Origin of the sequence: Pelistega indica (assembly GCF_000506865.1) — a bacterium.
In the GTDB taxonomy this organism is placed as follows: Bacteria; Pseudomonadota; Gammaproteobacteria; order Burkholderiales; family Burkholderiaceae_B; genus Taylorella; species Taylorella indica.
The window spans coordinates 1-20,828 of sequence record NZ_AYSV01000070.1; the positions used below are offsets into that span (position 1 = coordinate 1).

Consider the following 20,828-nt stretch of genomic DNA (forward strand, 5'->3'; position numbering starts at 1 on the left):
TCAGTGATGTGTCTGATGATGGTTTGGTGTATACATTCCACCTACGCAAAGGGGTGAAATGGCATACGACTAAATACTTTACACCAACACGTGAATTTAATGCCGATGACGTGGTATATACGTTTGATCGCCTAGGCAACAAAGAAAACGCCTTTAATAAAGCGTATCCAGTGGAGTTTCCCTACTATACGGATATGGGTTTAAAAGCTAATGTTAAATCCGTGGAAAAAATGGATGATTACACTGTTAAAATCACGCTAAATAATACGGATGCCTCATTTACACAGACCTTAGCGATGCCTATTGGTTCTATTTATTCCAAAGAGTATGCGGATAAATTATTAGCTGACGGTAAAGCAGAAATGATTAATCAGCAACCCGTAGGGACAGGACCATTTATTTTTGAACGCTATCAAAAAGACGCCTCAATTCGTTATAAAGCGAATAAGGAGTACTGGAATAAAGATGATATGCCGTTGGTAGATAACTTAATTTTTGCGATTACGAAAGATGCGTCTGTTCGTTATCAAAAATTAAAAGCGGGTGAATGTCATATCATGTCTTACCCATTGCCGGCGGATATTGACGGCATGAAAAAAGATGTTAAGTTAAAAGTAATGTCACAGCCTGGTTTTAATGTAGGGTTTATTTACTATAATACTGAGAAAGAGCCATTTAATAAGACGGATGTACGTGTGGCTCTTGATATGGCAATGAATAAACCTGCCATTATTCAGGCGGTTTATGGTGGTCAAGGGGAGCTAGCTCCAAACCCAATGCCACCAACCCAATGGTCATTCAATAAAGAGATTAAATCTCGTGAAACGGACATCGCCAAAGCAAAAGAGTTATTAGCGAAAGCGGGCTATCCTAATGGGTTTGAAGCGACCTTATGGTCTTTACCTGTACAACGTCCTTATAACCCAAATGGCTGCTTAATGGCAGAGATCCTACAAGCCGACTGGGCGAAGATTGGTGTCAAAGTGAATATTACCACCTATGAATGGGGTGAGTATATGAAGCGTGCTAAATCGGGTGAGCATCAAATCATGATGGCAGGCTGGACAGGTGATAATGGAGACCCTGATAACTGGTTAGGTACATTATTTAGCTGTGAGGCTGTGGGTGGGAATAACTATTCTCGCTTCTGCTATGATCCTTTCCAAAAGTTGATTGCTGAAGCACGTCAATTAAGTGACATGGGCCAACGAACTAAGCTTTATGAACAAGCACAAGTGATTTGGCATGAGCAAATGCCTGGCTCTCCTATTGGTACCTCTATTGTGAGCGTGCCTATGGGTAAAAACGTAGAAGGTTTCAAAATTAGTCCTTTTGGTGCCTTTGAGTTTACAGGTGTCAGCGTTAAATAAGTTTTGATGCTGAACAGATGTGGGAGTGGAGCAATTGCTTGCTCTGCTCCTTTGGTTTTTTTCTTGGTGGTTATATTTATAGTGTTATGACTATAAATGAATAAACTGAGCAGACAGGATAATTATAATGTTTCTATTTCTGCTAAAACGCATTTTAGTATTGATCCCCACTTTCTTTGGGATTACATTACTAACGTTTTTATTAATTCACGCGATTCCTGGTGATCCGGTCCAAATTATGATCGGTGAGCGATCAAATGATCCTCAAGTGTATGCCAGTATGATGCAAAAATTAGGCTTGGATAAGCCTTTATATGAACAATATTTCAACTATTTATCTAGTTTAGCCCATGGTAATTTAGGTAAATCATTTGTAACCAGTACTAGTGTCTGGTCTGAGTTTAAGGCACTATTCCCTGCAACATTAGAACTAGGCTTAATGGCCTTATTATTTGGTGTTGTGTTTGGTATTTTATTAGGGGTTCTTGCAGCGGTTAAGCGTGGTTCTTGGATTGACCATAGTGTGATGAGCTTGTCTTTGACTGGTTATTCTATGCCAATTTTTTGGTGGGGGTTAATGCTTATCATGTTGTTTTCAAGTATGTTAGGATGGACGCCTGTCTCTGGTCGTATTAGCCTAAATTTTGATGTGCAACCCCATACAGGTTTTATGTTAATTGATGCGTGGATGGCAGAGTTAGAAGATCCAGAATTTAATAAAGGTGCTTGGTTAGATGCGTTACACCATTTAATTCTGCCGACAATAGTGCTAGGTACTATTCCATTAGCGGTTATTTCTCGTATGACACGTTCATCAATGCTAGAGGTAATGGGTGAGGATTATGTTAGAACAGCAAAAGCAAAAGGGTTGTCACCTAGAAGAGTGATTTTTATTCACACGTTAAGAAATGCCTTGATTGCTGTGGTAACTGTGATTGGTTTACAAATAGGAACCTTAATCGGAGGTGCTGTATTGACTGAAACCATTTTCTCTTGGCCGGGGATTGGTAAATGGTTAGTGGATTCTATTTTCCGTCGGGACTATCCTGTTGTTCAAAATGGTCTGCTAATAGTGGCAACTATGATTATTATTGTTAACTTATTGGTCGATGTGGTTTATGGTATTGTGAATCCACGAATTCGCCATTCTCGTTAAGGAATTATGATGACAACAGAGAATAAGGTAGAAATTAAATACCCATCACCATTCAAAGAGTTTGTATCACACTTTGCCCGTAATAAAGGTGCTGTGGCTGGGTTAGTTTTTCTCATTTTTATGGTATTAGTGGCAATCTTTGCGCCATTTATTTCCCCTTATAGTCCAGTAGAGCAGTTTAGAGACCATATGTTGCAACCACCTATGTGGCAAGAAAATGGTACGTCACAGTTCATACTGGGGACTGATGAGGCGGGACGTGACATATTATCGCGTATTATGCACGGTGGGCGTTTGTCGTTATTTATTGGTATTTCCTCCGTCATCTTAACGTTAATCCCTGGTATTATTTTAGGGTTACTGGCTGGGTTTTATCCTAACGTTTTAGGCAAGGTGATTATGCGTTTTGCCGATATTATGCTGGCATTACCATCGGTATTATTGGCTATTGCGATTATGGCTATTCTTGGGCCTGGTATTATGAATGCTATGATTGCGATTGCGGTAGTTGGTTTACCTGCATATATTCGTCTTGTTCGTGGCTCAGTGATGAGTGAGTTAAATAAAGACTACGTGGTTGCTTCGCGTGTATCGGGGGCAAGTACATTACGCTTAATGTTTGTCGCTGTCTTGCCTAACTGTATGGCACCTATTATTGTACAAGCGACATTAGGTTTCTCATCTGCGATTTTGGATATTGCTGCTTTAGGCTTCTTAGGTTTAGGAGTACAGCCACCAGCACCAGAATGGGGAACGATGTTGGCGACAGCTCGTGATTATATTTCTAGTGCATGGTGGGTAGTTACTTTTCCAGGGTTAACAATTTTATTAACCGTATTGGCGATTAACCTAATGGGTGACGGTCTACGCGATGCTTTAGATCCTAAGTTAAAACAAGCAGCATAAGGAAAGAACGGGTATGAGTTTATTAGAAATTAAAAATCTATCAGTCCGTTTTGGCACAGATGAAAAGCCTTTTTATGCGGTTGATGGTTTAACTATTAATGTTGACGAGGGAGAAATCCTAGGTATCGTGGGTGAATCTGGCTCTGGTAAGTCAGTTACTATGATGGCATTGATGGGACTTTTAGGTGGGCAAGGTAAGATCACAGCGGATAAGTTAGTCTTTGATGGCAAAGATATGTTGAATATCAGTCCGAAAGAGCGTCGTAAAATTATCGGTAAAGATATCTCTATGATTTTCCAAGATCCGATGACGGCGTTAAACCCTAGTTTTACCGTAGGTTTCCAAATCGAGGAAGTGTTAAAAGTCCATATTGGTCTAAAAGGGAGAGCATTACGTGAGCGAGCCATTGAGTTGCTTAAAATTGTAGAAATCCCTGAGCCTGAATCTCGTTTGGAGGCTTATCCACATCAACTATCAGGTGGTATGAGTCAGCGTGTTGCGATTGCTATGGCGATTGCCTGTGAGCCAAAATTATTAATTGCAGATGAACCAACAACAGCATTAGACGTGACAATTCAAGCACAGATTATGGATTTGTTAGTGAACTTGCAAAAAGAAAAAAATATGGCATTAATCATGATTACTCATGATTTGGCTGTCGTAACTGAAGTGGCACATAGAGTCTGTGTAATGTATGCAGGTCAAGGGGTAGAAATAGGTAAAATCCCAGAAATTTTTATGCGACCTGCACATCCATACACTGAGGCATTACTTGCCTCTATTCCAGAATCTAGCCATGGGCAGTCTCGTTTAAAAACTCTCCCTGGTATTGTACCGGGACAATATGACCGCCCCAAAGGCTGTTTATTATCGCCACGTTGTCCTTATGTGGATGACAAATGCCAGCAAAATAAAGTTCCTCTAGAGTATTTTGCTGAACGTGCTGTTCGTTGTTTGAAACCGTTAATCGCGATGGAGAAACCACATGGGTAATATAGTGTTAAGTGTGCGCGATTTAGCACGTTTTTATGATGTTTCACGTGGTTTTCTTAAACCCAAAGCCACAGTTAAAGCACTAAATGGCATTAGTTTTGATCTAGAAGAAGGCAAGACATTAGCTATTGTAGGAGAGTCTGGCTCTGGTAAATCTACATTAGCTAGACAGTTAACCTTAATTGAGCACCCAAGTGCAGGTACTGTTTCTATTGACGGTGAAGCAGTGGATTATGATAATCATGCACAAATAAAATCTTTGCGTCGTAAGGTACAAATGGTGTTCCAAAATCCTTATGGATCACTAAATCCACGTAGAAAGATTGGCGATCAATTATCTGAGCCATTAATTATCAATACCAATTTAAATGCTCAGGAACGCAAACAAAAAGTCGATGAAATAATGAAGATTGTTGGCTTGCGTCCAGAACATTATTATCGTTATCCTCATATGTTTTCTGGTGGACAACGACAACGTATTGCTATTGCGCGTGCGATGATTTTAAATCCTAAAATAGTGATTGCTGATGAGCCTACTTCTGCGTTGGATGTGTCCATTCAAGCACAAGTCCTCAATTTATTTATGGATTTGCAAGAGCAGCTAAAGATTGCGTATGTATTTATCTCGCATAACTTAGCTGTAGTTGAACATGTCGCAGATGATGTGCTAGTAATGTATTTAGGCAAAGCGGTAGAAATTAGTGATAAAAAGAAACTTTATACTAAGCCGTTACATCCTTATACACAGGCTTTGTTATCAGCAACGCCTTCAATTCAACCAGAAAAACGTTATAAGAAAATCAAGATTAAAGGTGAGTTACCTTCACCGATTAATCCACCTCCAGGTTGTTCTTTCCATAAACGTTGCCCTCATGCCGTAGAGCGCTGTAGTAAAGAAGAGCCATCACTTCGAGAGGTTGATGGGCGTCAAGTAGCATGTCATTTGGCAGAGCAATTTGTATAAGAGATTAGTTCTTTTATCAAGGTGTTCTGATTGAGCTTCGGTGACAGCTAAGCTTATACAGTAAAAGACTAAGTCAGATAAAATGGCTTAGTCTTTTTTATTTGTTGATAAGATTCTAGACCTTATCATAGCTTACTATGTTTACAATAGGAGAGTTCTTTTAAAGAAAAGAACCTCTTTAGTGAGATTCTGTTTATCAAGATAATATAAGAGAGGATAACTATGCAGTGTACTGTGCAATGGAATGGTCCAGAGGGTATGCTATTTGTGACCAAAACGGGTAGTGGTCATGTCGTTGCTATGGATGGAGCGCCAGAAGGTGGTGGTAATAATTTAGCACCTCGACCTATGGAGTTAATGCTGACAGGTGCTGGCGGTTGTAGTGCTTATGATGTGGTTCTTATCTTAAAAAGAAGCCGCCAAGAAGTATTGCAGTGCACGGTGGATATTACGGCAGAGCGAGCAGACACAGATCCAAAAGTATTTACCAAAATTCACTTTCATTTCAAAGTGGGTGGTAAGCAATTAAAACCTGAAACAGTTGAGCGTGCGGTGCAATTGTCACATGATAAATATTGTTCTGCAATTGCCATGCTAGAGAAAACAGCGACATTTAGTCATGAAATTACAGTATTTGAGATGTCTTAAGTTTCAGGCGTTCTATAGTTAGTTTAAGTTTATTTAAATCTGTTAGTTTTATGGCAGATTCAAATAAACTTCTAAGCTATTGAATCACTAGACAGAAAATGGATAAGCTATCGCCTCATGGTATTGATAGCCTTCCACCTCAAAATCATCTAGTGCCACCCATGTTTCGATATCATTAAGTGTTTTGATATTCGGGTTGATATGTAATTTGGGCGCAGGGTACGGTTCACGCTTGAGTTGAACGTCTCTCATTAACGCCAATTGGTCTTCGTAGATATGCGCATTGACGATTTTGTGATATGCCTTACCAGCCTTATGTCCTGTTATTTGAGCCATAAGAGCTAGCAACGTAAAGACTTGAATTTGATTAAAGTTTTGTCCAAGAGGGACATCACAAGAGCGCTGATAAGAAGTCAAATACAGCGTATCACCTAATAGTGAAAAATTATGCGTATGCATGCATGGACGTAAGCATCCCATATGAAATTCACCTGGATTATAAAAACTTAAGATTTCACCTCTATCATCAATACCATTTTTTAAATCCTGATAAATTTTTTGAAGTTGGTCAAATTCTTCACCTTGTGAGTTACGCCAATGTCGACCTTGTACGCCATATACTCGTCCCATATCATCTTCGCCTTTGCGATATGGATTAGCGAGCCATGCCGGGTTATCATTAGCATTGGCATTCCAAGTATTACAACCAATCGCACGAAATTGTGCAGCATTATCATAACCACGCAAATAACCAAGTAGTTCTGCGATAGCCGCTTTCCAGTAACTTTTTCTCGTAGTAACAAGAGGAAACTCATTTGCACCTACATCATAGGTTAAATCAGCGTTAATCACCGTTAAGCAACGTTTACCTGTGCGTTCATTTTCGATCCATACACCTTCATCGATAATACGTTGACATAGCTCAAGATATTGTTTCATGTAATCACTCTGTTATTTTGTTACTCTTGTGCGCCCTTAATCGCCAAGATTTTTTTAGCATTAATACTTAGTGGGGTATTATATAGGATATAAGAATTTTAAAATATAGCTAGTGTATCAAATGGCTAGTTAGGAAATATTAACAAATATGGTAGCACAGCAACATTATTTAGCAGTAGGTTACAGTATTTATTTGCTAGTAATTAGTAATAGTTTAGGTGTGGTGTGCTATTTAGGTTAATATTCCATCAATAAACAATGGATAGGTTGTTCAATGAGTAGATTAAATATTATCGTTGCCTATAATCAGCAGCACGTGATTGGTAAGGACAATACCATGCCTTGGAAGTTACCTGCTGATTTGGCGTATTTTAAACAAACGACTATGGGGTGTCCTATTATTATGGGGCGTAAAACTAGGGATTCACTTGGAAGACCTTTGCCTGGTCGCCTTAATATTGTGATATCTCGGGATAAGAATTTTCAGGCAGAAGGCACTCAGACAGTAACTTCTCTAGAGGAGGCTATTGCTGTAGCAAAAGCTAGCCAAGCCGAAAATATTTTTGTGATTGGTGGTGGGCAGATTTATCAGGAGGCTCTCCCTCTCGTCCACAGAGTATATGCGACAGAAATTCATTCTGATATGGATGGAGATACTTATTTTCCTGTATTAGAAAAAGCTCATTGGAAAGAAGTATCACGTGCTCCTCAGCCTGAACAAAATGGTTTAGCGTTTGATTTTGTTGTGTACGAAAGAGAATAATTAATATTAAAGACACTAAAACTGAATAGATAAAAAAAAGCCCAAAGTTTTGCAACTTTGGGCTAAATCCACCAAAGGAGGAGGGTGGAGGAGACAACTGAAGATGGTTACTAACCATCAATGAAGTCATTATGGCAGTTTTTTTTGTGCATTGCAAGAAAAATTAAGTAAAAACCCTAATAAAGTGTTAAAAATATCAAATTCTGTTGCCGTAATAGGACACTATTAGGTTAATCTTTGGATTACCAGTAAACTTATAGTGAATTCGGGCTAAGATAGCAAAACAAAAGTCTTGTTGACTGTATTTACTGTATATTTATTTAGTTGACTGTTTATATATTGGAATAAAGTGTCTATTTCGCTTCATTATCTCTACGTAGTACTAACAGCCTTTACTGTAGGCGGTCTGATTGTCTTTTCTGAACGATGGCATGGTCGTTTTACAGGTGATTATGATTTAAACAAACCTCAAGCTTCGCATAAAGTATCTACTCCTCGTGTGGGTGGATTAGCCGTATTTGCAGGAACATTGGCAGGTCTTTTGGTCTGGGGTAAGCCAGATAATATGACATTACATTGGCTTTGGCCTGCTCTATTTGTGGCTTCGTTGCCAGTGTTTGGGGCAGGGATCTTAGAGGATATTACTAAAGACGTTGGCGCTGGTAAGCGTTTAATCGCTGCTTTTATTTCTGCCGCAATGGCATGGTGGTTTTTTGGTGGAGTGAGTCGAGTAGATGTGGAGTGGCTTGACTATATTTTTAGCTTTTGGCCTATTTCCCTCATCTTTACAGTCGTCGCCGTTGGTGGCTGTACGCATGCACTTAATTTAGTGGATGGCATGAATGGTTTGGCTTCTATGGTATCTGTGCTTATGTCCATCTCTCTTGCTTTGGTAGCCTATCAAGTTGGAGATATGGCTGTCTTTACTATCGCGTTGTCAATGGCATCTGCGATAGTGGGCTTTTTTGTATGGAACTTTCCTTTTGGTCGAGTATTCCTTGGGGATGGAGGCGCTTATTTTATTGGGTTTATTCTCGCTGAGTTAGCGGTGTTATTAGTGATGCGTAATCCATCTGTTTCACCGTTTTATGCATTAGCGGTATTGTTTTATCCAGTATTTGAAACATTATTTTCTATCTGGCGTCGTAAATTTAAGCGAGGAGTGCCAGTTGATCAGCCTGATGCATTACATTTGCATCAATTGATTTTTAGACGATTGGTACGTTCGGCGTTTGATCGTGAAGGGCGAGCATCGGCACCTTATTTATGTAATGCACTGACGTCACCATATCTATGGGTATTAACATTAGTAAATTTAGTGCCTGCTACTTTGTTTTGGGATAATGCCTTGCTGTTATGTGCGGGGATGTTGTTATTTTCCAGTGTTTATATTTGGTTGTATTCACGATTAGTAAAATGGCGTTGTCTAGGTGGTTATTATTACCATCGATTTTTCAGAAAAGATAAGAGTACTTTATTTATATAGTAGGTCGTAGGAGAATTTTTCAGCTTGTTACTGCTTTACGATTTTTATCTTTTTAGTTGAGTTGAATTTGATAAAATAAATTTTTGCTCTTTAGGAGTTTATAGGAAATGAAATTAGAAGACATTAAGCTAGCCATTGTAGGCTTAGGTTATGTTGGTTTGCCCTTAGCCGTAGAGTTTGGTAAAAAGAGGGACGCATTAGGATTTGATATTAATCAGAAACGTATCGCAGAACTCCAATCAGGGGTAGATCATACGTTAGAGGTATCGTCAGAAGAATTAAAAGAAGCGAGTCATCTACGTTTTAGTGCAGATAGTCAAGAGCTAGGCAAATCAAATACGTTTATTGTGACTGTGCCTACGCCAATTGATGACTATAAGCAACCAGATTTAACACCGCTTGTTAAAGCTAGTGAGACCATTGGTAAAGTAACTTAAAAAAGGTGATATTGTCATCTATGAATCAACAGTTTATCCTGGTGCCACAGAAGAAGTTTGTGTTCCCGTACTTGAGAAATTTTCTGGCTTAACGTATAACAAAGATTTCTTTGCGGGATATAGTCCAGAGCGTATTAATCCGGGGGATAAACAGCACCGTGTTTCAACAATTAAGAAAGTCACGTCAGGTTCAACCCCAGAAGTAGCAGATGTGGTGGATGAGTTATATCGTTCTATTATTACCGCAGGCACACACAAAGCCTCTAGCATCCGTGTCGCAGAGGCAGCTAAAGTGATTGAGAATACGCAACGAGATGTGAATATTGCGTTGATTAATGAATTGGCATTAATTTTTAATCGTTTAGGCATTGATACGCAAGCGGTATTAGAGGCAGCAGGTACGAAATGGAACTTTTTACCATTCCGTCCGGGTCTTGTGGGTGGTCACTGTATTGGTGTGGATCCATATTATTTAACTCATAAAGCGCAAGCGATTGGCTATCACCCAGAGATTATCCTAGCGGGTCGTCGTTTAAACGATAGTATGGGGTCATATGTGGTATCACAATTGGTCAAAGCGATGACTAAGCGTAAGATTCAAGTACAAGGTGCTCGTGTGTTAGTGATGGGCTTAACGTTCAAAGAAAATTGTCCAGATATTCGTAATACACGCATTGTTGATATTGTCAAAGAATTGGGTGAATACAGTATTCACGTGGATGTTTATGATCCATGGGTGGATGCAGAAGAAGCACAGCATGAATATGGTATTACACCAGTGAAAGTGCCAGAGCAGGGTGCTTATGACGGTATTATTCTAGGCGTAGCTCATCATCAATTTGTAGAGATGGGTGTACAGAAAATACGTGCATTAGGTAAGCCAGAGCATGTATTGTATGACTTGAAATACGTATTAAGCGCACAAGAAGCTGATATTCGCTTATAAGTTAGGATAGAAATGAGTAAAGCATTTGAACAAGTATGTGAATCGTTAAAGCATCATCCAAAGACCTGGTTGGTTACTGGTTGTGCAGGGTTTATCGGTTCTAATTTATTAGAAGCCTTGTTGGGGATGGATCAAACTGTTGTTGGGCTAGACAATTTTGCAACAGGTTTTCAACATAATCTAGATGAGGTAAAAGCGCAAGTTACCCCTGAACAATGGGCGCGTTTTCGCTTCATAGAAGGAGATATTCGTCATCTAGATACTTGTAGAGAAGCTTTAAGAGGCGTGGACTATGTGTTGCATCAGGCGGCATTAGGCTCTGTGCCTCGCTCAATTAATGATCCCATCACGAGTAATGATGTCAATATTGGTGGTTTTCTCAATATGATGGTGGCAGCAAGAGATGAACAAGTTAAGGCGTTTGTCTTTGCGGCGTCTAGCTCAACCTATGGGGACCACCCTGATCTGCCAAAAGTAGAGCATAAAATTGGTAATCCCTTATCACCGTATGCGATTACTAAATTAGTGGATGAGTTGTATGCGAAAGTGTTTGCGAGTACCTATGGGTTCAAATCAATAGGGTTGCGCTACTTTAATGTCTTTGGTAAGCGTCAAACACCGAATGGTGCGTATGCGGCAGTGATTCCAAAATGGACATCGGCGATGATCCATCAGCAAACTATCACAGTCAATGGTGATGGAGAGACCAGTCGAGATTTTTGTTTTGTTGAAAATGTGATTCAAGCGAATATATTGGCAGCTACACATATGCCGGAGACAGGTTTTGAAGTATACAATGTGGCTTATCATGCCCAAACAACGTTAAATACCTTGTTTAAGTATATTAAAGAAACGTTGGCAGAAAATGGTGTGCATTATTCATTGGCACCTCAGTATGCTGATTTTAGGGCAGGCGATGTTCGCCATTCATTTGCGAATATTGATAAAGCAAGAACACAGCTGGGGTATGAGCCAGCGTATTCAATTGTTCAAGGCTTAGCTAAAGCCATGCCTTGGTATATTCAATTTTTAAAGTAAATTTTGGAAAATAAAAAAGATCACAAAAGCGACCATATGCGCATTATTTCAGGTGCGATGCGGGTCGCTTTCTTCTTAATTGTGGGTAAATTAGCCGGTGCTATCAAGGAAATGGCATTGGCGAATCGCTATGGCGTTAGCGATGTTGTGGATGCCTATCAATTTACTCAGAGCATGGCAAATTGGTTACCTTTAACGATAGTGGGTGCCTTTTCTATTGTGCTTATTCCTGTGCTAGTTAAACTTAAGCATTTAGATAAACAAGAGAGATACCGTTTCATTGCTGAGTTACAGGCATGGGTGCTGACCATAGGGGTAGTGAGTACTGTCGTCATTTGGTTGGCTTGGCCTATCATATTGGAACATATGGCTGGTAAGTTAAGTGTTCACGCTAAAGCATTTAGTGAGCAAATGATTTGGGTATTTGCGCCAGTTGGGTTATTGATTTTATTCATTGGCTTGAGCACAGCTCGTTTAAGATCACATGAGCGTCATATCAATAATTTATTAGATAGTTTACCTGCACTGTTTATTTTTGCATGGGTAATGCTTTCTCCTGGCGATGTATCTGTTTGGCCGATAGCCTTAGGAACCCTAGCAGGCTATCTATTACAAACAGTATTATTGCAATATATGGCAAATAAGCTAGATGACGAAAGAGTAGTTATTCCTTCATGGCGTTTTACGTCTAATCAATGGTCTAGTTTAATGAGTGCCGCAGGGTTAATGCTTGTAGGACAAATAGCGTTGAGTTTTGTGCAGCCATTAGATCAAATGTATGCGGCTCATATTGGGAATAATGCCAATGCCACTATGGGGTATGCTACTAGACTAATTTCTGTAGTGATTGGTATCGGTGCTGCCTCTGTGGGGAGAGCTGCGTTACCCGTATTAGCGGATGTGCAGCATAGAGGTAACCCACTACAGGCACGAAATATTGCGTTAAAATGGGCATTAGCCATGGTGGGTTTAGGAGTTATTGCCCTATTTATTGCGTGGTTTATTGCACCTTACATGGTCAAAATTGTTTTTGAGCGAGGTGCTTTTACAGCAGAAAATACTGAGGCAGTTGCGCAAGTACTTCGCTTTGGTTTATTGCAAGTGCCATTTTATTTTGGTGTGCTGATTTTAGTGCAGTTATTAGCAAGTCAAAATCGTTATCGTTGGATGGCTATCATTGCATTGACTAATTTTGCTGTTAAGTTTTTAATGAATTATTTATTAGTACCTATCTACGGTATAGAAGGTATTATGCTCGCCACTGCAAGTATGTATCTTTGCTCATTTTTATGTTATTTTTTAATGGCATGGCGCTCACCGATTAAGTATGATACAGAGTAAAAGAATCTTATCTATTATGCTAGTCATCCCTTCCATTCATGGTGGAGGTGCTGAACGGGTGGCTGTTGATTTGGCTAATTATTGGGCGTATAAAGGGTATGACGTTTCTATACTGACACAATCAGATCCCAAAACAGATTTATACGTAGCAGATGATCGAGTGATGCGACTGAGTACTCATCAGCATGGTGAGGTAGGTCTATTTGCACAGTTTAAAAAAATAACAGGCGATTAGACGCAAAATTCGTCAATATCGTCCCGATATTGTTATAGGCTTTATGACAAGCTCATCCGTTTACTCGGTTTTAGCAAATATGGGTTTACGCAGTAAAGTCATTGCAACAGAACATGCGTACCCTCCTTCTCAAAAACTATCCAACTTTTGGCTAAAGTTAAGAAAATTCGCTTATCCAAAAGCAGATAAAGTCATTGCATTAACCCAAATGAGTGCCGATTGGTTGAAACAAAATGTGCCGGGGTCTGATGTTACTATTATTCAGAATGCTGTTCAGTGGCCACTTAAAATCTCTAAACCAGTGGTACCGATAGATAAGCCATCAGGAAGCAAAATGCTACTCGCTGTGGGTAGATTGCATTACGAAAAAGGGTTTGATTTATTACTTAATGCGTTTTCTCAAATAGCCACTGATTGCCCTGATTGGCGTTTAGTTATTTTAGGGGAAGGTGCAGAGCGTCATAAGTTAGAAGTACAAATAGATAGTTTAAATTTAAAAGAAAAAGTTATTGTGCCTGGGCGAGTTGGGAATTTAGCACAGTGGTACGAGCAAGCAGATTTGTTTGTATTAAGTTCACGCAATGAGGGGTTATCGAATAGTCTTCAAGAAGCAATGGCGAGTGGCTTGTGTGTTGTCTCATTTGATTGTGATACGGGACCAAGAGAAATTATTCGAGACCGTGTTGATGGTGTGCTCGTCAGACCAGCGGAAGATGTTAATGCACTAGCGGAACAGTTGCGGGATTTGATGCAACATCCAGAAAAAAGAGCAGATCTTGCAGCCAAAGCGCCTGAAGTGCTAGAACGTTTTTCTATGCAAACAATTAGTGTCCAATGGGACAATTTATTTCATGAATTAATAGATGAAAAGAGGTAACGCTCATGTGCGGTATTGTTGGTGTCATTGGAGCATTAGAAAACAAAAATAGTTTGCTACAGCAAGCTTGTGAGCGAATTAAACAAAGAGGTCCTGATAGTCAAGGCGTCTGGTTAAGTCAGGATGAGACAGTAGGCTTTGCTCATGTGCGTCTTGCCATTCAGGATTTGTCGGTTCATGGACATCAACCCATGTTTAGTGACAGCGATCGATTCGTCATTGTATTTAACGGTGAAATTTATAATCACTTGCAGTTAAGAAATGAGCTTGGCAAAGACAGTTGGCGAGGACACTCTGATACAGAAACCTTGTTAGCTTGCATTGAATCATGGGGTGTGGATGCAACATTAAAAAAATTAGTGGGAATGTTTGCATTTGCTCTATGGGATAAGCAACAAGAAACCTTGACATTAGCAAGAGATCGGTTTGGTGAAAAACCATTATATTTTGCTAAAGGTGAGAACGGAGGTTTATTTTTTGCCTCTGATCTAAAAGCCATCATGCCAATGGAGGGATTTTCGAAAAAAATTAATCGTCATGCTGCCGCACTATTATTAAGACATAACTATATCCCTGCGCCATATACTATTTTTGAAACTACGCAAAAATTATTGCCAGCACATTATATTGTTTTTACTAAGCAACAGCTTGAAACAGGGATGGATTGGCCTAGCGCCACTAATTATTGGTCAGCGTATGAGCATGCGAAACGAACGAGTGATCGTGTTTTTACGAATGATAATAGTGCTGTAGATGCGTTTGAGATTGAATTATCGAGAGCTGTAAAAGGGCAAATGCTTGCCGATGTTCCTTTAGGGGCTTTCTTGTCAGGTGGGACAGATTCATCGTTAATTGTTGCGATGATGCAAAAACAAAGCGCGACACCGATTAATACGTTTTCTATTGGCTTTGAAGAGCCACAATATAATGAAGCGGAATATGCTAAAGCAGTCGCCAAGCATTTAGGAACTTATCATACTGAGTTATACATGAATGCCAATGATGCTTTGAATATGGTGTCAGAGTTACCACAAGCTTATAGTGAACCGTTTGCAGATTCATCACAATTGCCTGTATTGACGATGATGAAATTAACCTCTCAACACGTCAAAGTAGCTTTGTCGGGTGATGCAGGAGATGAGCTATTTGGTGGTTATAATCGCTATAAACGTGCGCAAAAATGGTGGAATTACTATGAAAAATTACCTTATTTTCTACATAAACCATTAGCCAAAACAGCACGAATTTTAGCGGACAAAACAAGTGATATTTCTCACCGGGCTAAGTTAGAGCAATCAGTACAATTACTACAAGCTGAAAATGCGGTCGAGTTTTATCAGCCTTTTGTGTCATATTGGAAACATCCAGAGCAATTGGTGTTAGGGGCTAAAGAACCTGTAACGGCGTTTTCACTATCGGCTTTGCGTAGTCTAAAAGAAAGTATGATGATTGTAGATACCTTGTCTTATCTTCCTGATGATATTTTGGTGAAAGTAGATAGAGCCGCAATGTATTATTCTTTAGAAACTCGAGTCCCTTTGTTAGATCATCAACTTTTTGAATTTGTTTGGGATATTCACTGGAAGTATAAAGAGCGTGATGGACAGCAAAAATGGTTAATGAAAGAGTTACTCTATCGCTATGTTCCTAAGGCTCTGTTAGATAGACCTAAAAAAGGTTTTTCTGTCCCGCTAGGTGAGTGGTTGCGTGGACCATTACGAGAATGGGCTAATCAGTTATTAGACAATCGTCGGTTGCAACAACAGGGCTTATTAAATAGCGATATTATTCAGCAAACATGGCAAGCTCATCTGAATAAAAAAGGAGATTGGAGTGCTCATTTATGGGGTATTTTAATGCTTCAAGCATGGATTGATGCTTACGCTATTGAGGTCTAACTGATGAGAATATTATTTTTAGTCAGCTCTTTAAATGCAGGGGGAGCAGAGCGTGTTGCTAGTACATTAGCGAATGCGTGGTCGATTAAGGGCTATGAGGTTATTCTAGTGCCTTGTTATAGTCAAGGTAGTGGGCAGTCTTTTTACCCATTAAATGCTCATATAAAAGTTGATTGGTTAAGTCAACGTTTATCCAAAAATCCATTATTAGCACGAGTTACTAAACCATTTATTTTACGAAAGGTAATTAAAGAGTATCAACCAGATGTCGTGGTATCATTTTTGACGAATGTCAATGTGATGGCTTTATTAGCTCATAAAGGACTTTCTTGTCCTATTATTGTGTGTGAACGCTCTGATCCTAGCTTTCAACAAATTAGTTCAAGTTTAAAACGTTTGCGTCAATTAACTTATCCATGGGCAGATGTGGTTATGCTCCAAACTGAACAGTCGGGCAAAGCGTTTTCAGCAAGAATTGCCTAGATTAAAAAAAATATCCGTTATTCCCAATCCTTTACCATCTGCATTGAAAAAACTCTCTCCGACCGTCAAAAATCAAAAAGTAGTGGTCGCTATGGGGCGTTTGGTAGCTAGCAAACAGTTTGATGTACTGATTAAAAATTTCGCTACAATTGCTAAACAATTCCCTGATTGGGATTTGCATATTTATGGTGATGGTCCAGAAAAAGATAAATTAGATGATTTAATCCAATGGCATGATATGGGCGATCAAATTATTCTGATGGGCAAAACAACAACTCCTTGGGATGTGATGAGATCAGCCTCTATGTTGGCGATGAGTTCTCGGCTAGAGGGTTTTCCAAATGTAATGCTTGAGGCAATGGCGAATGGCTTGCCAGTTGTTTGCTATGACTGTCCAAGTGGACCTAGAGAGCTTAGTCTTGATGGCAAAATAGCTAAACTTATTCCTTTAGGTGATGAGATAGCTTATCAGCAAGCACTTAAAGAATTAATGCAAAATGCAGATGAAAGAAATCGTTTGGCGATGATAGCCCAAGAAAGTGTGTTTGAAAGATATTCTGAAGTTTGTGTATTAGAACAATGGGATCAATTGTTCAAAGAGGTGATGGCATGACATTGCGAGTCATTCATTTAATTAGTGGACTCGGTCAAGGCGGTGCAGAAACGGTATTAAGTCGTTTGGTAACCCATTCATCAGTAGAAAATATTGTCGTTAGTTTTTCTGATGAGGGTGTTTTTGGTGAGGTGTTACGACAAGCTGGCGTGGCTGTTTATACGATTGGTATGCAATCAGGTAAAGTAGGTTTGGGTGATTTTTGGAAATTAGTAAAGTTATTGAAACAGCTTCGGGGTGATGTGATCCAGACTTGGATGTATCATGGTGACTTCTTTGGTGGTATTGCAGCGAGAGTAGCTGGCTATAAGCATATTGCTTGGGGGATTCGTAACTCTGGTGATAGCTTAAAAAATACCTCAAAAATGAATTATTATTTGGCACGTATCAGTGCTTTTTTCTCTTGTTTTATTCCTGAAAAAATTATTGTATGTGGAGAAAAGGCTGCGTTGATTCATGCTTCTTGGGGTTATCAAAAAAGCAAAATGCACGTCATTCAAAATGGCTATGATTTTTCTAAATGGCAAATAAATGTAGCTGCTGCACAAGCACTCAGAGAAAGTTGGCATATTAGTGAGCAAATACCCGTATTAGGATTTGTAGCACGTTGGAATCCTTTAAAAGATCATAAGAGTTTATTAATCGCATTTCAGGAAATTAAGAAGAGTCATCCTGATGCGGTTTTGGTATTAGTGGGTAAAGGTTTAGATCGAGATAATGCTGAATTAATGCAGTTATTGGCTGAACTGAGCTTAATGGTGGATAAAGATGTTTTATTGCTTGGACTACGTGCTGATATTCCAGAGATTATGTCAGCAATAGATATTCATGTACTTTCAAGTATTGCAGAGGGCTTTCCTAATGTGGTTTCAGAGTCTATGGCTTGTTTAAGCCCTAATGTCGTTACTGATGTGGGTGATGCTGCTTTAATTGTGGATCAATATGGATGGGTAGCACAACCAGCTAATCCTAAGGATTTGGCAGAAAAAATGAATCAAGCCTTAGATTTATTAGCTAAGCCACATCAAAGCAAGGAGCAAGCAGAGCACTGGTTAGCATTCGCACAACAAGGTCGTCAACGTGTTCTTGAGTCATTTAGCTTGCAAACGATGGTAAGCCATTATGAAAGTATCTGGCACGCGATGGCTAAGCGATAGGGAAAAGAGAGATGAAAAAAATTTTATTTATCGTAAATAACCCTGCTTTTTTTCTGTCACATCGTGTAAAGATTGCGTTAGCGGCTAAACAACAAGGTTATCAAGTAGAAATCGCCACAATGGATGGAGAGTCAGTCGCTAAGATTAAACAATTAGGTTTTACGCATTATCCCATTGAGATGTCACGTAGTGGTACCAATCCCTTGAGTGAACTAAAAACAATTATAGGTTTGTATCGTTTACTCAAAAAAGTCAAACCTGATTTAGTCCATTTAGTGACAATTAAGCCTGTACTATATGGTGGTATTGCTGCACGCTTAGCAAGGATACCATCAGTGGTATATGCTATTTCGGGCTTAGGTTATATTTTTACGCGCCAGCGAAAAGGGCTAGATATTTTGAAATTGGTGGTATCTAGACTCTATCAATTTGCGCTAGGGCATAAACATAGTCGAACGATTTTTCAAAATAGGGATGACCAACAACTCTTGACGGGTATTGGTGCCGTCACGCCAACGCAAGTGGTATTAATCCGTGGTGCTGGTGTGGATATGAAAGAGTTTCGCTATACACCAGAGCCCAATGAGCCAATCACCATTACTATGGCAGCTCGATTGCTTAAGGATAAGGGGGTTTTTGAGTTTGTGGAAGCGGCTAAATTAGACACACAAAAACAATTTGTCTGGCAATTAGCAGGCAGTATTGATGAAGGAAACCCTGCTTCATTAACAGAAGAAGAGTACCAAGCTATAGGTAAATATGTTACCTTGCTAGGGGAAGTAAACGATATTGCAACGCTTTATGCAAAGTCACATATCATAGTGTTGCCATCGTATAGAGAAGGGATTCCTAAGTCATTATTAGAAGCTGCAGCGGCAGGTAGACCGATAGTAACAACAGATGTGCCAGGTTGTCGTGATACAATTACGCCAAATAAAAGTGGTTTACTTGTGCCCGTAAAAGATGGGGAGGCTATTTTCAAGGCGGTACAACAATTAGCCGATAATCCTGAGTTACGCCAATCAATGGGTAAAGAGGGGAGAGCTTTGGCAGAGCAAGAATTTGCCATGCCCATTATTATTGAAAAACACCTAGAGGTTTATCGGGCACTTTGTGCACAGTAAAAGGTAGCAGATATGGTGCTATAAGTCCCGATAAAGTCTGAATTTAAATCACCACATCAATTCCGGCGTGTTCTTTTAGCATCGCCTTGAACTCGGCTTTAATACGTGCCAAGCTTTCTTCATTACGACCTTCAAAACGAAGCACAAGAACAGGCGTGGTGTTAGACGCACGAGCCAGTCCAAAACCGTCCTCATACTCTGCACGAATGCCGTCAATCGTAATCAGGCGTTTGGCTGTCGGTAGCGAAGCCTTTTCTTGTAATACTTTAATCAAGGCATGTGGCTGACCTTCTTGCATTTCTACTTTAATCTCAGGCGTATTTTTATCTTGAGGTAAAGCCTCTAATACGGTAGACGGATTATTATAAGCAGAGAGAATTTCTAATAAACGTGTACCTGTATATAAGCCGTCATCAAACCCATACCAACGCTCTTTAAAGAATGTATGCCCACTCATTTCACCGCCAAGAGCAGCATTGACATCTTTCATTTTTTGTTTGATTAAAGAATGACCTGTTTGCCACATTAAGGCAGTACCACCAGCGGCTTCGATTTGTTCGGCAACATGACGACTGCATTTCACATCAAATACAATGGTCGCACCAGGCTCACGTTTTAATACGTCTTGGCTATATAAAATTAATTGACGGTCAGGCCAAATAATTTCTCCTGATTTGGTGACGACACCTAGACGATCACCGTCACCGTCAAATGCTAGACCAATTTCACAATCAGATTCCTTCACGTGTTTGATTAAATCTTCTAAATTATGAGGGTCAGCTGGATCAGGGTGATGATTAGGAAAATCGGCATTTACGTCGCAGAAAAGCTCATCAACAGTACAACCTAGCGAACGGAATAATTCAGGGGCTACTTTACCACCAATACCATTACCAGCATCAATGGCAATATGCATAGGACGAGCAAGTTTGATGTCGGAACAAATGCGTTTAATATAATCGGGGATTATATTAATATTTTTTTCTGATCCTGATGCTTTTAATAGTGGCTGTTGGTCTAAAGAGAGCATCTCTTGTTTTAAAGAGATGACTGCTTCGCCGTAGATAGCTTTACCATCTAACATCATCTTAAAACCATTATAATCGGGAGGATTGTGACTACCAGTAATCGCTACACAAGCACCAATATGGTGAGCATAAGTGTAAAAATAAACTAATGGTGTGGGTACCATGCCAATGTTGATGACCTCTAACCCTTGATCTTGAAGACCGGTAGATAATGCTTTGGCTAATTCTGGGCTACTGTGACGACCATCAAAACCTATTACAAATTGTGTATGACCAAGTTGTTTGGTTCTGGCGCCTAATGCTCTACCGAGAAGTAGGGCAAACTCAGTATTAATTTGTGTAGGAAAAATTCCTCTAATATCATATGCCTTAAAAACGTTAGGATTAATCTGTGTCATGGTGTATTTGAAAAAATAAATAAGATT

At 39.6% G+C, this 20,828-nt stretch carries 18 protein-coding genes and 2 pseudogenes; 18 read left to right on the forward strand and 2 right to left on the reverse strand.

Translation table 11 applies throughout. The features are described from left to right. From V757_RS20030 to V757_RS20055, 6 genes are all read left to right on the forward strand, one after another. A partial coding sequence (locus tag V757_RS20030) for an ABC transporter substrate-binding protein (RefSeq protein WP_023950413.1) occupies positions 1-1,370 on the forward strand: 1,370 nt, incomplete at its 5' end. Between the two features lie 127 nt (positions 1,371-1,497). Next, the gene (locus V757_RS20035; protein WP_023950415.1) at positions 1,498-2,526 is read left to right on the forward strand and encodes an ABC transporter permease subunit; all 1,029 of its coding nucleotides are present in this window, start codon (positions 1,498-1,500) and stop codon (positions 2,524-2,526) included. Positions 2,527-2,535: 9 nt separating this feature from the next. After that, positions 2,536-3,432 (forward strand): ABC transporter permease subunit, encoded by an 897-nt coding sequence (locus V757_RS20040; RefSeq protein ID WP_023950417.1) that lies wholly within the window; start codon positions 2,536-2,538, stop codon positions 3,430-3,432. Positions 3,433-3,445: 13 nt separating this feature from the next. After that, positions 3,446-4,426, forward strand: coding sequence for an ABC transporter ATP-binding protein (locus V757_RS20045; protein WP_023950419.1), 981 nt, complete (start codon positions 3,446-3,448; stop codon positions 4,424-4,426). Continuing rightward, positions 4,419-5,390, forward strand: a complete 972-nt coding sequence (locus V757_RS20050) for a peptide ABC transporter ATP-binding protein (RefSeq protein WP_023950421.1) — start codon at positions 4,419-4,421, stop codon at positions 5,388-5,390. Before V757_RS20045 ends, V757_RS20050 begins: the two co-directional genes overlap by 8 nt. A 222-nt stretch (positions 5,391-5,612) precedes the next feature. Beyond that, positions 5,613-6,038: an OsmC family protein gene (locus V757_RS20055; RefSeq protein WP_023950423.1), complete on the forward strand. Its 426-nt coding sequence runs from the start codon at positions 5,613-5,615 to the stop codon at positions 6,036-6,038. Positions 6,039-6,125: 87 nt separating this feature from the next. Here the strand turns inward: V757_RS20055 and V757_RS20060 are convergent, their stop codons facing one another. After that, a complete protein-coding gene (locus V757_RS20060) occupies positions 6,126-6,977 on the reverse strand; it encodes a thymidylate synthase (protein ID WP_023950425.1) in 852 nt (283 codons plus the stop codon). Between the two features lie 274 nt (positions 6,978-7,251). Between V757_RS20060 and V757_RS20065 the strand changes: the two genes are divergently transcribed. The 12 genes and pseudogenes from V757_RS20065 (at position 7,252) to V757_RS0113870 (ending at position 19,375) form a co-directional block, all read left to right on the forward strand. After that, positions 7,252-7,740, forward strand: a complete 489-nt coding sequence (locus V757_RS20065) for a dihydrofolate reductase (protein ID WP_023950429.1) — start codon at positions 7,252-7,254, stop codon at positions 7,738-7,740. Between the two features lie 349 nt (positions 7,741-8,089). After that, positions 8,090-9,207 (forward strand): annotated as a pseudogene (locus V757_RS20070) (MraY family glycosyltransferase). A 126-nt stretch (positions 9,208-9,333) separates the two neighbouring features. Then, positions 9,334-10,609, forward strand: a pseudogene (gene tviB / locus V757_RS20075) (Vi polysaccharide biosynthesis UDP-N-acetylglucosamine C-6 dehydrogenase TviB). Between the two features lie 12 nt (positions 10,610-10,621). Beyond that, positions 10,622-11,647, forward strand: a complete 1,026-nt coding sequence (locus V757_RS20080; RefSeq protein WP_023950433.1) for an SDR family oxidoreductase — start codon at positions 10,622-10,624, stop codon at positions 11,645-11,647. 36 nt (positions 11,648-11,683) lie between these two features. Continuing rightward, a complete protein-coding gene (gene murJ / locus V757_RS20085; RefSeq protein ID WP_023950435.1) occupies positions 11,684-12,988 on the forward strand; it encodes a murein biosynthesis integral membrane protein MurJ in 1,305 nt (434 codons plus the stop codon). Further along, the gene (locus V757_RS29215) at positions 12,975-13,223 is read left to right on the forward strand and encodes a glycosyltransferase family protein (RefSeq protein ID WP_245586979.1); all 249 of its coding nucleotides are present in this window, start codon (positions 12,975-12,977) and stop codon (positions 13,221-13,223) included. Before murJ ends, V757_RS29215 begins: the two co-directional genes overlap by 14 nt. Before the next feature lie 43 nt (positions 13,224-13,266). After that, on the forward strand, positions 13,267-14,100 hold the full coding sequence (locus tag V757_RS20090; protein ID WP_245586980.1) for a glycosyltransferase family 4 protein: 834 nt from the start codon (positions 13,267-13,269) through the stop codon (positions 14,098-14,100). 5 nt (positions 14,101-14,105) lie between these two features. Then, on the forward strand, positions 14,106-15,998 hold the full coding sequence (asnB, locus tag V757_RS20095; protein WP_023950437.1) for an asparagine synthase (glutamine-hydrolyzing): 1,893 nt from the start codon (positions 14,106-14,108) through the stop codon (positions 15,996-15,998). 3 nt (positions 15,999-16,001) lie between these two features. Continuing rightward, positions 16,002-16,481, forward strand: a complete 480-nt coding sequence (locus V757_RS29220) for a glycosyltransferase (RefSeq protein WP_052019290.1) — start codon at positions 16,002-16,004, stop codon at positions 16,479-16,481. Continuing rightward, a complete protein-coding gene (locus tag V757_RS29225) occupies positions 16,474-17,094 on the forward strand; it encodes a glycosyltransferase (protein ID WP_052019291.1) in 621 nt (206 codons plus the stop codon). Before V757_RS29220 ends, V757_RS29225 begins: the two co-directional genes overlap by 8 nt. After that, a complete protein-coding gene (locus V757_RS0113865) occupies positions 17,091-18,251 on the forward strand; it encodes a glycosyltransferase (RefSeq protein ID WP_031274406.1) in 1,161 nt (386 codons plus the stop codon). The genes V757_RS29225 and V757_RS0113865 overlap by 4 nt, the downstream gene beginning before the upstream one ends. Positions 18,252-18,262: 11 nt before the next feature. After that, positions 18,263-19,375, forward strand: a complete 1,113-nt coding sequence (locus V757_RS0113870) for a glycosyltransferase family 4 protein (protein ID WP_031274408.1) — start codon at positions 18,263-18,265, stop codon at positions 19,373-19,375. A 43-nt stretch (positions 19,376-19,418) separates the two neighbouring features. Here the strand turns inward: V757_RS0113870 and V757_RS20105 are convergent, their stop codons facing one another. Continuing rightward, positions 19,419-20,801: a phosphomannomutase/phosphoglucomutase gene (locus V757_RS20105; RefSeq protein ID WP_023950439.1), complete on the reverse strand. Its 1,383-nt coding sequence runs from the start codon at positions 20,799-20,801 to the stop codon at positions 19,419-19,421. Between the last annotated feature and the right edge of the window lie 27 nt (positions 20,802-20,828).